Source organism: Donghicola sp. (genome assembly GCF_025210255.1).
In the GTDB taxonomy this organism is placed as follows: domain Bacteria; phylum Pseudomonadota; class Alphaproteobacteria; order Rhodobacterales; family Rhodobacteraceae; genus Donghicola; species Donghicola eburneus.
The window spans coordinates 171,702-186,837 of record NZ_JAOARZ010000035.1 but is presented as its reverse complement, the minus strand read 5'-3'; the positions used below and the strand labels follow the sequence as shown (position 1 = coordinate 186,837).

General features: G+C 56.9%; 15 protein-coding genes and 1 pseudogene. 11 read left to right on the top strand and 5 right to left on the bottom strand.

What is annotated here, in order from left to right; translation table 11 throughout:
* The first annotated feature begins 18 nt into the window (after window positions 1-18).
* Both N4A58_RS16610 and N4A58_RS16605 read left to right on the top strand, forming a co-directional pair.
* Window positions 19-438: a hypothetical protein gene (locus N4A58_RS16610; RefSeq protein ID WP_367177040.1), complete on the top strand. Its 420-nt coding sequence runs from the start codon at window positions 19-21 to the stop codon at window positions 436-438.
* Window positions 435-1,299: pseudogene (locus tag N4A58_RS16605) on the top strand (alpha/beta fold hydrolase). The gene N4A58_RS16610 and the pseudogene N4A58_RS16605 overlap by 4 nt, the downstream one beginning before the upstream one ends.
* A gap of 109 nt (window positions 1,300-1,408) precedes the next feature.
* Here N4A58_RS16605 and N4A58_RS16600 read toward each other — a convergent pair.
* The gene (locus tag N4A58_RS16600) at window positions 1,409-2,308 is read right to left on the bottom strand and encodes a LysR family transcriptional regulator (RefSeq protein WP_293711538.1); all 900 of its coding nucleotides are present in this window, start codon (window positions 2,306-2,308) and stop codon (window positions 1,409-1,411) included.
* 110 nt (window positions 2,309-2,418) lie between these two features.
* Here N4A58_RS16600 and N4A58_RS16595 point away from each other — a divergent pair, with 110 nt between their 5' ends.
* A complete protein-coding gene (locus N4A58_RS16595; protein ID WP_293711535.1) occupies window positions 2,419-3,285 on the top strand; it encodes an SDR family oxidoreductase in 867 nt (288 codons plus the stop codon).
* Window positions 3,286-3,508: 223 nt separating this feature from the next.
* Here the strand turns inward: N4A58_RS16595 and N4A58_RS16590 are convergent, their stop codons facing one another.
* Window positions 3,509-4,342, bottom strand: coding sequence for an SHOCT domain-containing protein (locus N4A58_RS16590; protein ID WP_293711532.1), 834 nt, complete (start codon window positions 4,340-4,342; stop codon window positions 3,509-3,511).
* 483 nt (window positions 4,343-4,825) lie between these two features.
* Here N4A58_RS16590 and N4A58_RS16585 point away from each other — a divergent pair, with 483 nt between their 5' ends.
* From N4A58_RS16585 to N4A58_RS16575, 3 genes are read left to right on the top strand one after another with little or no spacing between them, the layout of a single operon-like run.
* The gene (locus tag N4A58_RS16585; RefSeq protein WP_293711529.1) at window positions 4,826-6,130 is read left to right on the top strand and encodes an ATP-binding protein; all 1,305 of its coding nucleotides are present in this window, start codon (window positions 4,826-4,828) and stop codon (window positions 6,128-6,130) included.
* A 26-nt stretch (window positions 6,131-6,156) separates the two neighbouring features.
* Entirely contained in the window at window positions 6,157-7,227 is a 1,071-nt protein-coding gene (locus N4A58_RS16580) for a 2-oxoglutarate and iron-dependent oxygenase domain-containing protein (protein ID WP_293711526.1), read from the top strand.
* Between the two features lie 3 nt (window positions 7,228-7,230).
* Entirely contained in the window at window positions 7,231-7,884 is a 654-nt protein-coding gene (locus N4A58_RS16575; protein WP_072703707.1) for a LysE family translocator, read from the top strand.
* A gap of 62 nt (window positions 7,885-7,946) precedes the next feature.
* Here the strand turns inward: N4A58_RS16575 and N4A58_RS16570 are convergent, their stop codons facing one another.
* The 3 genes from N4A58_RS16570 to N4A58_RS16560 all read right to left on the bottom strand — a co-directional run bounded on the left by N4A58_RS16570 (window position 7,947) and on the right by N4A58_RS16560 (window position 10,540).
* Complete coding sequence (locus N4A58_RS16570; RefSeq protein WP_293711522.1) at window positions 7,947-8,765, bottom strand: polysaccharide deacetylase family protein; 819 nt, start codon at window positions 8,763-8,765, stop codon at window positions 7,947-7,949.
* A 77-nt stretch (window positions 8,766-8,842) separates the two neighbouring features.
* Entirely contained in the window at window positions 8,843-9,262 is a 420-nt protein-coding gene (locus N4A58_RS16565) for a nuclear transport factor 2 family protein (RefSeq protein ID WP_245780510.1), read from the bottom strand.
* Between the two features lie 273 nt (window positions 9,263-9,535).
* Window positions 9,536-10,540 (bottom strand): GntR family transcriptional regulator, encoded by a 1,005-nt coding sequence (locus N4A58_RS16560; RefSeq protein ID WP_293711517.1) that lies wholly within the window; start codon window positions 10,538-10,540, stop codon window positions 9,536-9,538.
* A gap of 290 nt (window positions 10,541-10,830) precedes the next feature.
* Between N4A58_RS16560 and N4A58_RS16555 the strand changes: the two genes are divergently transcribed.
* The 5 genes from N4A58_RS16555 to N4A58_RS16535 are packed head-to-tail and all read left to right on the top strand — an operon-like array spanning window position 10,831 to window position 15,115.
* Window positions 10,831-11,853: an ABC transporter ATP-binding protein gene (locus N4A58_RS16555; protein WP_293711514.1), complete on the top strand. Its 1,023-nt coding sequence runs from the start codon at window positions 10,831-10,833 to the stop codon at window positions 11,851-11,853.
* Entirely contained in the window at window positions 11,853-12,764 is a 912-nt protein-coding gene (locus tag N4A58_RS16550) for an ABC transporter permease (RefSeq protein ID WP_293711511.1), read from the top strand. The genes N4A58_RS16555 and N4A58_RS16550 overlap by 1 nt, the downstream gene beginning before the upstream one ends.
* 3 nt (window positions 12,765-12,767) lie before the next feature.
* The gene (locus N4A58_RS16545; RefSeq protein WP_293711508.1) at window positions 12,768-13,610 is read left to right on the top strand and encodes an ABC transporter permease; all 843 of its coding nucleotides are present in this window, start codon (window positions 12,768-12,770) and stop codon (window positions 13,608-13,610) included.
* A complete protein-coding gene (locus N4A58_RS16540; RefSeq protein ID WP_293711505.1) occupies window positions 13,610-14,338 on the top strand; it encodes an SDR family oxidoreductase in 729 nt (242 codons plus the stop codon). Before N4A58_RS16545 ends, N4A58_RS16540 begins: the two co-directional genes overlap by 1 nt.
* Before the next feature lie 24 nt (window positions 14,339-14,362).
* On the top strand, window positions 14,363-15,115 hold the full coding sequence (locus N4A58_RS16535) for an SDR family NAD(P)-dependent oxidoreductase (protein ID WP_293711502.1): 753 nt from the start codon (window positions 14,363-14,365) through the stop codon (window positions 15,113-15,115).
* The last annotated feature ends 21 nt before the right edge of the window (window positions 15,116-15,136 follow it).

Sequence of the window (15,136 nt, the reverse complement as noted above, 5' to 3'; positions counted from 1 at the left end):
GCCCACCCCATCCGCGCTGTGGCACTGCTCGTCCAGCTTATTGAATGGGAGGAAGTCATGCTTGAGAAGTTCACCCTCATGCAGTCCGAAATAGCGCAACGGCCCCATCTGTTGCGTCTGGGGGCCCTGTTTTCAGACACCGTGCTCGTCCAGATCGACGAAGAGGAGTTCTACCTGACCTTCGAAAAAGGGCATCTGTTCGACGTTACCCAAGGGCTCAGCCGAAAAACGCCGCGGACATTTGCGATGCGCACAGACGCCGAAGCGCTCTCCGAATTCTGGACTGCCCGGCCCAAGCCCGGCTTTCACGACATCTTCGGACTTGTGAAACTTGGCCGTGGCCGAATTGACGGCAATATCTTGGCATTAGTCAAAAATTTGCGGTTCTTCAAAGAAGTCATGGCATTGCCACGCGCCAATGAGGAGGCATTGGGATGACAATTGAACCCGTTTGCGGCCGCTACTTGACCGTTGATATCGACGGCACATCACAGCGCATCTATTTCGAAGAGGCAGGGCAAGGAAAACCCGTTCTGTGTCTCCACACAGCCGGAGCTGACACCCGCAGTGGCGTCATTTGATGAATACTTCGCAGGTGACGGACACGCACCGTCTCATCGCGTTCGACATGCCATGGCATGGAAAATCCCTGCCGCCCGAGGGCTACCAGACCCAAGAGTATCTGCTCGAGACCGACACATACATCAAAACTTTTCTGGCCGTCATCGAAGGGCTAGGGCGAGACAAACCGATTTTGGCTGGCTGCTCGATGGGGGGACGCATCGCTTTGCAGCTTGCCGCACTTCACGCAGAAAAATTCAGCGGCTTCATCGCGATTGAGGCGTCTGATTTCCAACCTGCGTAGTACGATATCGATTGGTTTCATCGCCCCGATGCGCACGGCGGGGAAATGGGTGCGGCCTTGGTCAGCGCGAATATTTCCCCGTTCGCGCCAGAGATCGAACGCTGGAATACCCTATGGATGTTCATGCAAGCGGGCCGGGCGTGTTCCGCGGTGACCTGAACTTCTATACCAAGGACGACAGTCTAATCGCGCGCCTGCCGATGATAGACACGGGTAAAACGCCCGTTCACATCATCGTCGGTGCCTACGATCTGACCTGCACTCCCGAAGATGCTCGACGCACGGCTGAACAGATCCAAGGGGCCACTTTGGCAGTCATGGACGAGTTGGGGCATTTCCCAATGAGCGAACATCCCGATGGCTTCTTGCCGTTCTTTCTGGAGGCTTTGGAGAAAGTTCACGAAGCGGCCTCATCGATCCCAGAAGTTGCTTGAGCGGAACAAAACTGAATGAGCGCCGCCATTATTTTGGCGGCCTCACTTTAGATGCGTGTCTCGGGTCGCGAGAAACCAAGGGACCGTAAACGCCGCAGCCCAGAACCAATCACCCCATGCGTTCGCCTAAGAAATCTATAAACACGCGCACCTTACTGGCGAGGTTTCTCCCGCTGGCATAGACGGCACTAATAGGGGTCTTTGACGGCAAAAGGGCATACTCAGTCAAAATCGGGACCAAGGCACCGTTCCCAAGGTCTTCCTCCATCATCCAGCGCGGCAACATCGCGATCCCCATGCCTGCCTTGGCCGCATTCTTCAAAACGAGCAGACTCGGCGCTTGGAGCCTAGGGGAGATGCCTATCTCCGCCTGCTCTCCAGCCGCCTCAAACCGCCAAACGGTCTGATCCACATCTGCCCGAAACGACAGACAGGCGTGACTTCTCAGGTCATCTGGCCTTTGGGGAACACCGCGCCGCTCTAAGTAGCTTGGGCTCGCAACGAGCACGGATCGGCTGGTTGTCAAACGCCGAGCGATCATAGTGGAGCTTTGTAGATGGCCCATGCGAATAGCCACGTCGATATTCCGGTCGACAAGATCCTCCATCGAGGCAGAGGGCAGAAGGCGCAATTTCAAATCCGGATATCGCTCTAGGAATTCCGGCAAAAGAGGCGCCAGAAACGTTGCGGCCAGATCCGCCTCTGCCGTAATCCTCAGGATCCCTCGTGGAGCGCTGTTCAAATTCGAAACGGCAAGCCGCGCAGCTTCCAGATCCTCGACAACCTGTCTGGCATGGACCAGCAGCACCTCTCCGGCTTCTGTCAGGTTTTGCCGCCGTGTTGACCGTTGAAGCAGCCGCGCCCCCAGATCCTGTTCCAAACGTGAAATCTGGCGCGATACTGCCGAGGGCGTGGTGTTCGTTACGCGTGCTGCGGCAGAAAAGCTCCCTACTTCGGCAACCAGAACGAACAGTTTCAGCAGGCTCAAGTCATCCATTCGTTCTTTCACGGCACATATCCTGTTCCAGTTGAGCGACTACCGCACCTATCCGCACAAATCATATCAGGGTCCAAGGCGAAAGATACGCCAGAAGATTACAAATCCAGAAAGGACCTCTTATGACCAAGACAATTCTCGTAACCGGCGCGTCTAGCGGCTTTGGGCGACGGATCAGTGAAACACTTGCGGCCTCTGACCACACTGTGGTCGCGACGATGCGCGCCACAGAAACCAAGAACCTTGAACACGCAAGATCCCTGCGCGATGCGGGCCTGTATGTGGTTGACCTAGACGTGACTGATACCAGATCGGTTGAGGCAGCAGTTGCCCACGTGATCGAAAACATCGGAAAAATTGACGTCGTCGTGAATAACGCGGGTGTAGCATCGGCGGGTGTGTCCGAAGCTTTTTCTGACGCGCAAATGGCCAAACTCTTTGATGTCAATGTGCTAGGACTGCAGCGCGTCACACGTGCGGTTTTGCCGTCCATGCGCGCTCAGGGCTCTGGGCTGATTGTGAACATCGGCTCCATTTTGGGTCGCGTAACCTTTCCGTTTTTTGGGATTTACGGGGCCAGCAAATTCGCAGTCGAAGCACTGAGCGAGAGCTATCGCTACGAGTTATCGCAACTTGGCATTGATGTGACTCTTGTTCAGCCCAGCGCCTATCCGACGCAGATGTATGCCAGCGCCGATCAACCGACGGATTTGGCGCGCGTGGAGTCTTATGGCGCGGTCGGCCAGATCCCTGCCGCCATGTTTGAGCAATTTATGTCAATGCTCTCGGGCGACGATGCCCCAAATCCGCAGGATATCGCAGATGCTGTCGCCAGCCTTGTCGACCAACCTGCAGGGCAAAGGGCCGCGCGTTTAGTGGTCGGCAACGGCTTTGGCGCGGATCAGATCAATGCCACAACCGAGCCGGTGCAGGCGCAAACGCTAGAGGCGCTTGGGCTATCTCACTTGGCCTTGGTCAAGGCCGCCTAAGGCGCCGGGTCGGGGCGTCTGCCCCGACCTGTGTCCACGCATCGCGCGCACAGTTCGAATTTCGGCATTGAAGGTGGGCGGTATTTCGGAGCGGTCTACAACCGTCTCCGCAGACCTTTTCGTGGGGCCATGTCAGCGGCCCCCAAAGCGTATAATTTTCTGTTTATAGACGTCGTTACAGTCGGACATGGTGGGCATACACACACATCACACGGGTTGCGCGTCAAAGACGCGCAAGAAGCTCGGTCTTTTTGGTAGAGAACTCTTCGTCCGTTAGAACACCCATCTCTTTCAACTGCCCTAGTTTTTCTAGCGCAGAGAAGATGGCCTCAACATCCTGCAGAGAGCCATGTACCGTTTGCGCCGAACTTGGCGCGGATTGGACAGGCTCTGCCTCCGCTCGCATAGAAGGTTCAGCCAAAACCTGCTCCGAAGTTGGCTGATCAAACTCCGACGAATGTGGCTCAACTCCGACCGGCTTTACCACGGGCAGATCCGCCAAACGCACCGTTCCGTACTGGCTCGTGAAAGTCCAACTCGCATCGCCCGATTGCTGCTGGCCCACACCGCCAATGCTGTGGTCAAGCGTGTCATAGACAGTGATCCGACCCTCTAAATTTGTCGCCAATCGGCGGCACGTAGGGAAGATCGCATAGCTTAGACCATTCTGACTCCCCGAAGAGGAGGGTTGCCCCAACTCAGCCGGCCACCAATTTCCGCCGGACCATGTCAGAGAGGCCCCGTTCCCTTGGGCCTGCCAGCTGCCAGTGTGTTGCAGACGTTCATATAGCGGCGATTGGGCATGCGCGTTCGAAATCTCGCCGCAGAGGTTGGACACTGTCGCTTGCAGGCCAGTGTTGAACATATCGCCTACCATGGTCATGCCGCCCAAGGACCATTGCCCCATGCCACCCAATTCGGGGATCGAAAATTGAGCCTGTGTCCCTCCGCCGCGGACAACTGCGTCGATCATCGCACGCACTGCTTGCTCCGAGAGGCCGTACCGATGGCTCAGATCGGTCAGAAGTGTAGTGCCCGCTGGTGTCAGTTGATCCATAAAACCTCGCCGATCACGCGGCGCCCCCAATAAAATATGGACCCGAGTAACATGCGCCGTGTCCCGCGAACACCCCGCGCGCACGTTATGTGAGCAGGCCGCCTCGGCGCACTCGACCAAAGGCTGCAAGGAGCGGAAAGTGCTCAGATCAATCCAAAAATATTTCAATTATCAAAATGCGATCAGCGCCAGACAGTCCGCACGCAATCCGCTGACTATTTGATCGAGAAATTCAGGCTTCCAGCCGTTGCTGTATCGGCACTCTCATCGCGTTCGCCAGTAGAGATCATCTCGCAATTTGCAACTAAATTTTGAACGTCTCGCAGCATGCCATGGCAACCTCTGCGAGAAATGCACAAAATTAATATACCTAAGCGAAATTAATCATTAGGATGGCTGACGTAACGAGTTTCGGGAAGTCAAATCATGCTCCAGCCAGTGCCATTGCGCCTTAGCCAGAGAAATCGGGCCAGCGAAGCTCAGATGCTTCGTACTCTCAACACTTTTGCGGTTGATCTGATGTCGATCCCCTCTGTGGATGACCTGTTTTGGTATGTCGCGCAGAATGTGGTGGGTAAGTTGGGGTTCGTCGACTGTGTGATCTATCAATCGAACGAGATGCAAACAGAGTTGACTCAAGTCGCGGCATGGGGCGAGAAGAATCCCTATGGCCGGAACATCATCAATCCACTGATTATCCCTTTTGGCCGTGGCATCACAGGGCAGGTAGCGCAAAGCCGCCAGCCTATTATCGTCGATGATCTGTTGAGCGATGTAGACTACATCGCAGACACCGAACCGGCCCGATCCGAAATTTGCGTCCCCTTGATTAGTGCAGGCCGCATAGCGGGCGTGATCGACAGCGAGCATCCCGATATCGCCGCCTTTGACGAGCGCGAGCTGGAAATCCTGAGCACTGTGGCCGCGATGACGAGCGCCAAGTTAGAGTTGCTGGCCGAAACCGAGCGCTCGCAGCGACGCTACGAAGATCTGGTGATCACTCACACCCAGCTAACCCGCGAGACGAAGAACAGGAAATCGCTGGAAGCCAAGCTGTTTGAGGCGCGCAAGCAAGAGGCAATTGGACGACTGGCGGGCCGGTTCGCTCACGAATTCAACAACTTGCTCACCGTGATTTCTGGGAACATCGAACTGCTCCAGTTGGATGCGCCAGAGGTGGGCGGGCACAACACCCTACATGATGCACGGATGGCGTCGGCGCGGGGCGAACAGTTGATTCGGGACATGCTCGCCTTTGCCCAGAAAACGCGGCTTGTGCCCGAAACCGCAGACTTGAACGCCTTGGTCTCGGCGTTCTGTTTCGAATGCGAGGACTCATTGGGGCGTCAGGTCGATCAAAATTTAGCGGCTGGCCTGTGGCCCGTATCCGTGGATCGATCAGCACTCGAGAACATGCTCCTCGCCCTTATTTTAAACGGGATCGAGGCGATGCCAGACGATGGTATTTTCGAGATAAAAACAGAGAACATTTTTTATACCCTGACAGAAGGGCGGAATAGCCCAGCCGATCTGACGCCGGGACGCTATGTGCGCCTTAGCGTTACAGATCAAGGTGTCGGAATTTCTCCCGACCTGTTAACTCAAATTTTTGATCCATTTTTTACAACCAAAACAGTTGGAGAAGGCACCGGTCTCGGTCTTTCGATGGTTTTAGGAGTCATGCGTCAGTCCGGCGGCACCGTCGCAGTACGCAGTGAGGTCGGCCAAGGCACGACCTTTGACCTCTACTTTCCAGCAGCCAGCGGTGTGAATGAATTTGTTACCTAGTATATTACATTGGAGGTTCGTTGCTTGTGGGAACTATAGTCGAAAAAAGGAATGCGAGCAGCGCAGGTACGGTTGGGGACCTGCCACTAATTGACATCAGCGGTATCAGAAGCGCGGACAACAGGCGGCTTCGGGAAATCGCAGATGAAATCGGGAATGCCGCACGGGAAATCGGCTTCTTCAGAATTATCGGACATGGGATCGATCTCGATCTGGTCGAAAGGACATACCAGCAGGCCCAGCAGTTCTTTGCCCTGCCAGAGGCATTCAAACGCCGCTATTACATCGGCCTGAGCACAAACCACCGTGGGTATGTCCCCTTTACCGAGAAAGGCGATTATCCAGATGAAGTGAACCGCAGCTACGAGGCGTTCGACCTTGGGGTAGATCTGCCCCATGACGATCCTGACTATTTGGCAGGAAACCGCTTGCTGGGTCCGAACGTGTGGCCAGGTGTCGTTGGCTTCAAGCAGACTGTGTCAGCTTATTACGCGCAAATTTCGGCGCTGGGTCGGATCATCAGCACCGCGCTGGAGCTGCACTTGGGACTGCCACCCGGTTCGATGACCGATCAGATGAGCAAACCCATCTCGCAGTTGCGTCTACTGCATTATGTGCGCCGCAACGCCGAGGTTGACACCAAGTCGGTCAACATGGGGGCGCACACCGATTATGAATGTCTCACCCTGCTACACACCCGGAACGCGGGCCTGCAGGTGATGACAGCCGAAGATGAATGGATCGATGTACCCGTCGATCGCCGTGTCTATGTCGTCAATATTGGTGATATGATGGAGGCATGGACCAACGGGCTCCTGCGCTCCACCCCGCACCGTGTTCTGAACCAAAGCCCAGAGCGGTTCTCGATGCCATATTTCGTTGCAGCAAACCATGGCACCGTGATCAGCCCTTTCCCCGAATTGGTCGGGCGAGGGGAAAAACCAAAGTACGCGCCCTTCAGGGCCGGAGATCATTTGGAGCGGATGCTGATCCGCGATTTTCCGTATTTAAGAAATCAAGTTCAGAAGGGTTCCACAGAAGGCAACCAGAGCGTCGAAAATCCCTTCGAAAAGAGAATGAACGGGAGTTCAGATTAAAATATGCCAAGTTTGGATGCGATGATTGCTGTAGCCCTAGCGGGCTTGGCCCTAAGTGCGACTCCGGGTCCATCAATGCTCTATGTCTTGTCTCGCACGGTCGGCCAAAGCCGTGCCGCGGGTCTGGCCTCTGCGCTTGGCCTGTGTTTGGGCGGAATTGTTCTGGCGATCGCGTCGGCCCTTGGGCTCGCGGCGGTGTTCCAACAGTCCGATTGGCTGGTCGTGGCCCTGCGCTACATCGGTTCGGCCTATCTGATCTGGTTGGGCTTGGACATGATCCGCAGCGCCAAAGCAGAGTCCCAAGTGACACTTGATGTCGACAGCGTTCAGAAAAGAAGCCTAGGCTCCATCATCTGGCAAGGTGTCGTCGTTGAGGTTCTAAACCCAAAAACGGTCTTGTTCTTTGCTCTATTCTTGCCCCCGTTCATCCATGCGGGGGATGCTCAGGGCGCCGTGTCCAGCGTGACATTGCAGTTGCTGGTCTTGGGGGCATTGGTCCCACTCACCGCCATCCCTTCGGATTTGGTGGTGGCTTACATGGGCGGCACGATGACACGTGTGCTGAACCGGCAAAAAGCGATGCGCGAACGGACCGCGTGGGCAGGGGGTCTGATCCTGATCGGGATCGCTCTGAACTTGCATCTACAACTTCTCTGACGCGATGAAACCGAACGCAGCGCTATAACCCCGCATGGCAATAGCGCTGCGTTTTTCTTCGTTTAAACCGACAGCTCTCCAGACCCGAAGGGCACGGCCTTTGCCCAATGCTCTGCAATCTCGCCAGCGCGGGTGAGCCAGATATTTTCCCGATTGTCGGCGATATGTGCCAAAGCGCGCCGCAGGTGACGCAGACGGAAAGGCTGCCCGACAATGTAGGGATGCAAAGCGATCCCCATCACGAGGCTCTGACCTTCCGACTGCTCCAACATCTCGTCGAACGTGTCGATAATCATGTCGGCAAAGTCGCTGCCCGACTCCTTGCGCGCCACGATGGCGGGGATATCGTTTACTTCTTGCGGGTAGGGCACGCTCAGCAGCGGGCCAGCGCGCGTGGTCATCCACATGGGCTGATCATCCATACACCAATTGAGCGTATAACGATATCCGGCCTCGACTAAGAGATCTGGGGTAACATTGCTTTCGGCGATCCATGGACTGAGCCAGCCCGATGGCACCACCCCTTCGGCCGCGCTCAGAATCTCGGTCGCTTGAGCAATCATCGCACGCTCTTCGTCCTCTGACATCGTGCTTTGGCGTTCGGAATTCGTGCGTCCGTGCCCCGCAATTTCATCCCCCCGTGCGCGAAATGCCTCCATCAATGCAGGCGCATATCCATACATCGCGCTGTTGGCCAAAACCGTTGTCGGTATCCCGAGGTTGTCCAACAGCTCCAGCATCCGCCAGGCCCCGACGCGATTGCCATAATCCCGCCATGCGTAATTCAGAACATCGGGCTGCGGACCACCTGGCGCCAGCTCTGCGCCAAGTCCTTCGCCAAACGCGAAATGTTCCAGATTGAGCCCGATATAGACCGCCAACCGCTTGTCCCCTGGCCATCGAACATCTGGCCTGTGCGTGATGGGCACATATCCAAATCGCCCGTGTCCAGCCAAGTTCATAGAGGCGCCTCTGCCAAGCCAGCACCGTCTAACAAAATCTCTGCGCTGTCGTTCCAGATCTGAGTTTCCAAAATGAGCCCATCGCGGACAGTGAAAATGTCGATGTAGCGATTGGTCTCGAAGGGTGTGCCGTCTGGCCATTCGCCGTAGAGATAGCCCGTGTTGAAGACCCGCACTTCTCCAGTCTCAGCATCCAATGCGGCATCTGTGCGCAAAAACCGCTTTTTCACCCACTTATACCGCTTTGCGTTAAAGGCCGCAGACTCCGCCGGTGACGTAAAATGTCGGCCACCTGTGAAAATCATCTGAAAGTCAGGCGCTATGAATCGCGAGGCGCCTTCAGGATCAGGCACCATAGAAAGCTCAAGGTAGCGTTCGACGATGGCTTTCGCCGCACTTACCGGATCACTGGACACAATTGGCCTCCCATCGATTGCTCTGAAACTCCTCACCACATGTAAGAGAGCATTCAAAACCGCGACCAGCGCATGTGATCAGAATACGCCAAAAGCGTCGCTATTTTTTCCAAACTGCCTTCGAAGTAGACGCTGCCCAACTGGCAACGCAGGACCACAGCCGAAGTTACCAGCTGCCAAAAATCGGCAGCCATCGCGAACAACTTGTGATGGGATGCACAAAGCAAAGGTACTTATTTACAAAGTATTAGCCTGCCATCCACAAGCATCGCTTTAACTCAACTGCAAGTATGGAGGGAAATCCGTCGGTGGCGGCAAAATTGCAGTGATCTTGAGCTGCGCGACAGTGCGGTGGCATGCCTTTTCCAGATGCATGGTGAGCATACTCGTCGCTGCAGGCAAAGAGCCAGACAGCGCGAGTTCGACGACCCTGCCTAGTTCGACAATTGATTGGGTGTCTGGCGGCAAACCCAGCGAAAACAGTGCCGATTGGCAGGCTTCTAACGCGACTCGGTTGGTAGCAGCATACTCGGTCAGATCCTCGTTCGCCGAGGTAAGAACCGTCATTTCAAAGAAACGGCGTTCAAGGGCAAACCAACGTTCCGGCGTCAGGGGCGCGCCAGCTGGCAGATCACGAACCTCTTGCGAAAATGCATTCAGCTTGTCCACCGGCAGCTTGGCCGAAGTCAGGGCCGCGACTTCGAGGATACTGCGCAGTTCGTACTTATCCTTGATCCGCTGTGACGTCAGCGGTGCAACGATCCAGCGGGATGTGCGGCTCTTTTGTACAAGCCCGCGTTCTTGCAGACGACCCAATACGTCGCGAATGATTGTGCGTGACACGCCATACTCTTCGGCCATTTGGGCCTCTAGCACGCGATAGCGCCCGAACACGGGGCAGCGAGTCACATGATACGCGACTTCGTCATACACACGCAGCCAGTTGGGCTTGCCCGACGACGCATCTAGGATTGAGGTATCAAGCTCCAGACTGCGCAGATCATCTCGCTTCACCTCTGCCGCAGGTCCCGCCACTAAAAATCCGCGGCCGCTGAACTTTCGGATCAATCCCTCGGCCTCGATCATTTCAAGAGCGCGCTTCACTGTGGCGCGCGACATTTCCAGCCGCTCGGACAGGGCACTCTCTTGCAGAACGAGCCCCTCATACAGATGCCCCTCAGCAATATTGTGACGGATGAAATCGGCCGCCACTTCGAACAGAGCAGCGCGCTTGTCCTGTTCATCTGCTTGGGGCGCTTTCTCTTTCACTGCGGTCATTTCGTGTCGTCCTACTGCTCTGTCGACAGCATACGCGGCGGCCACTGGCAGTGGAAGGTACTTTTAACAGCATGCAAAAATCATTTCCAACGGCCTTAAATTCAAGCGCACAGAAATAGCGCAAAACCACTTTTATCTTCATATAAACAGTTACTTAGAAGTCCTTGCCGCCTGCAAGCCGTGGATATTTTATGATTTTTGCATCATAAAAATCATTTTTTACTTTACGGCGAAGCGTGAATCGATGTTTGTATTTAAAAAATCGTTCAATGATAAAGCAGGGGATAGATGTGCTGACGTTAACGCGGGTTGGCCGCAGGTATGGCGACACGGTCGCGCTGGATGGCGTAGATTTCACAGTGCCCGAAAACACCTACATGTCGCTGCTTGGTGCATCGGGATCGGGCAAGACGACGCTCCTTAGGCTAATCGCCGGTTTCGAGGAGCCGGACGAAGGCGAGATCGCAATCCACGGCGAGCGGATCGACGGCAAACCCCCGCACCTGCGCGACATTGGATTTGTGTTCCAAAACTTTGCGCTGTTCCCACATTTGTCAGTTTCCGAAAACGTGGCCTTTGGCCTGCGCCACCGTGCACACGCGCCGCTGACCAACGAGACAGAGATCCGCGACCGGACAGAGGCCGCTCTGAAACTGGTTGGGCTAGATGGCTTTGGCCATCGTGGTGTTTCGGCGATATCTGGCGGGCAACGGCAACGCGTCGCCTTGGCACGGACACTGGTTTGCGAGCCCCGCATCGTGCTGCTGGACGAACCCCTTGGGGCGCTGGATGCCAATCTGCGCGCGCGGATGTGTGACGAACTCAAAGCCATCCGAGAACGTCTTGGCGTCAGCTTCCTGCACGTCACAGGCTCGGAAACCGAGGCTTTAACCATGGGCGACGAAGTTGCTGTGCTGGCGCAAGGGCGGATCATGCAGGCTGACGCGCCTGACACGCTCTTTGGTGCGCCGCGCAATGCCGAGTCTGCGCGTCACCTGAATGCTTGGAACATCTTCGACGCCGCCCTCTGCGGCAATGCGTTCGGTCACGGCCAGATCGCGGTGCGCTTTGATCAGATGGATGTGACTGCGATCGGCACTGCTCCGGACACCCGTCCTGCGCTGACGGCCACCTACCTAACCGGTGAATTCAATGGCCCAACGGCGCTGTCTTTCTTCCGCGCCGACGACGGCACTCTGCTGCAGATTGTAGATCACCTAAGCCAGCCACGCCTTCCCGATCTGGTCGAGGGCACGCGCTATGACCTTCATTTTGCATCCGATGCGGTGCGCCAATTCCACGGAGCCGCCTGATGTCCGCCATCTCGACGGAAACCGCCGTCCATTCCGCCCCATCCCCCGCTGAACTGCGAGAGAAGAAAGACCGCCGCCGCGCGATCACCTTGCTGACACCAGGCTTGCTTTGGATGACCCTTTTCATGGTCCTGCCGATGGCGATGGTCATCTATGTGTCGTTCTGGACGCAAACTACGTTTTCGGTGAACTCCACACTGACCACCGCCAGTTGGGAGCGGTTCCTGAGCTCATCGACCTACCTCGGGGCGATCTGGACCACCCTGCGGATCTGGCTGATCGTTCTGGTCGCGACCATTGTGGTTGGCTATCCGGTGGCGCTGTTCATCGGGCTCTTCGTTCGGAACAAGACGCTACAGACCGCGCTTCTGGTCGCCTGCGTCATCCCGTTCTGGACGTCTTTCCTGATCCGCGTGATTGCGTGGCGCCCGATGCTGGGGACCGAAGGCGCGATCAACATGATCCTGATGAAGCTTGGGATCATCTCGGAACCGCTGACGTTCCTGCTGTTCTCCGAATTCTCGGTGCTGGTCGGCATGACCCAGATTTACTGCGTGTTCATGGTCGGACCGATCACTTTCATGCTCGGGCGGATCGACGTCTCGGTGATCGAAGCGGCCCGTGACTTGGGCGCGTCCTTTGGCACCATTTTCCGCCGGATCATCCTGCCGCTGTCGATGCCGGGGGTCATGGTCGGATCGATCTTTGTCTCGGTCATGGTTCTAGGGGAGTTCGCGACCGCCGCATCCCTGTCGGGCCGCAAAACCAACCTCTTGGGCAACATTATCGTCAGCCAGGTTGGCTCCTTGAAATGGGCTTTTGCCGCTGTCGCTGGCGTCGTCCTCACCATCATCATCACCGCCGTGATCGCCCTCGCACTGCGTCTGGTCGATCTGCGAAAGGAAATGTGAGCCATGGAATCCCGTCTCCTGCGCCCAACTCTCGCCGCGTATACCGCCATCTTCCTGCTGTTCCTCTACGGTCCGATGATCGTGCTCGCGATCCTGTCGTTCCAGAGCATCGACGGCGGCCCGCAATTCCCGATCCGTGACTGGTCCATCTACTGGTACGAGCATCTTCTGGGGCTGGCCGAAACATCGCGCGTCTCGCAACTGCCCGTGGGCGATAGCCTGCTGCGCTCGATCGCACTGGCCTTTATGACCACGGTCGTCTCCACCACTCTTGGCGTCATGAGCGCCGAAGCCTTCCGCACACGGTTCAAAGGCTCGGGCCCTGCGTTCTACCTGATCATTCTTGGCATGATGGTGCCCGGTGTTCTGGTTGGCCTTGGCATGGCGCTCTTGTCGAACACGCTGGGGATCGCGCGGGCTTGGTGGGGCACATCCTTTGTCCTGCACGTGGTCTACACGTACCCCTTCGCCTTCCTCGTCATGCTGGCCGTCTTCAACCGCTTTGATCGCACCGTCGAAGAAGCCTCGCTGTCCCTTGGCGTCAGCCCGGCGCAAACGTTCCGCCGCGTGACCTTTCCAATCATCTTTCCGGGGGTGCTGTCGGCAATGCTCTTCAGTTTCACGCTCAGCTATGACGAATTCGCCCGAACCCTGTTCACGGCTGGCCGCGACCTGACCCTGCCGCTGGCGATCTACGGCACCTTCTCGGTCGAGATTTACCCCAACATCTTTGCCTTTGGCGTGCTCACCACGCTGTTTAGCTTCACCCTCTTGGTGATTTACGGCCTGCTGATGAAGCGCTTCACCGCCAAGGCATCCCGCTTTAGTGGACAGGAGGACGCATAATGATCGCGCTCGTCACAGGAGCTGGCAGCGGCATCGGAGCCGCCATCGCAGAACGCCTCGCCACTGATGGACATGTGGTTGCCGTGAACGATCTGTCACAGAAGGCCGCACAAGCGACAGTGGACCGGATCACCGCAGCGGGCGGCACGGCCACTCCATACGCCGCCGACGTCAGTGACGAGACCGCCGTGACCGACATGGTCGCCGCCATCACTGCAGACCACGGCGCGCCGGAAATCTTGGTGAACAATGCAGGCTTCGGCCATCAGGCGCTGTTCACCGACATCGAACCCGCCATGTTCGACAAGATTTTCGCGGTGCACGTGCGCGGCAACTATCTGTGCACACGGGCGTGCTTGCCTGCGATGTTAGAGGCAGGGCAGGGGCACATCGTCAACATCGCCTCGCAACTTGGGCAGATCGGCGGGGTAGAGCTGGTCCACTATGCAGGGGCCAAGGCTGCCATCATCGGCATGACGAAATCACTGGCACGCGAAGTTTCAGCCAAAGGGGTGCGCGTCAACGCGGTCGCTCCTGGCCCGATCAACACCCCGCTGGTCGAAGCCCTGTCCGAAGAGTGGAAAACCGCGAAACGCGCCGAACTGCCCTTGGGCCGGTTTGGCAGTCCGGCCGAGGTCGGCGGCGTCGTGTCCTTTCTCGTCTCTGACGATGCTGCGTTGTTCGTCGGGCAAACGCTCGGGCCGAACTCCGGCGACGTCATGCTCTGACCCCAGAAAATGAAAGTTTCCCAGATGGATAAACGTATTGTTTTGATCACCGGCGCTGGCATCGGCATTGGCCGCGCTGCCGCACTGACCTTTGGCGCGCAAGGGGATTATGTGATCGTCACCGACGTGCTAGACGACAAAGGCGCAGAGGTTGTCACCGAAATCGAAGCTGCTGGCGGGAGCGCCGAGTTTCACCACCTAGACGTCACCTCTACCGAGGCTGCAGACGCTCTGGTTGGCGATCTGAACACCCGCTTCGGCGGCGTCGATGTGATCGTCGCGAATGCGGGCATCGCCCTGCGCGTCCCCATGTCGGAAATGACCGACGAGACGTGGCACAAGACGATGGACGTCGATCTCTACGGTATGCTCCGCGTCATTCGTCCCGCCTTGCCCGCGATGAAAGAGGGCGCGTCGATCATCTGCCTGTCTTCGATCATGGGCACGAATTACGGCTGGGATGAACACGTCCACTACTCGACCGCCAAGTCCGGCGTCATCGGCCTGATCCGTGGTCTGGCCGTGGAATTCGCGGACAAAGGTATCCGCGTGAATGGTGTTGCGCCTGGTTACATCCGCACCGCGCAACTGCTGAACCCGGGCCACAGCCTTGGTCCGGACGCGGCAGAAATCGCATCACCTTACATCCCGATGAAGCGGCTGGGTGAACCCGCCGAGATCGCAAATGTCATCAAATTTCTCGCCTCGGACGATGCCTCTTACCTCACGGGTCAGGTCATCACCGTGGATGGGGGCCTGACTCCCGGCCGCTACTGAGAATGCAGCGGGCGAGGGGCG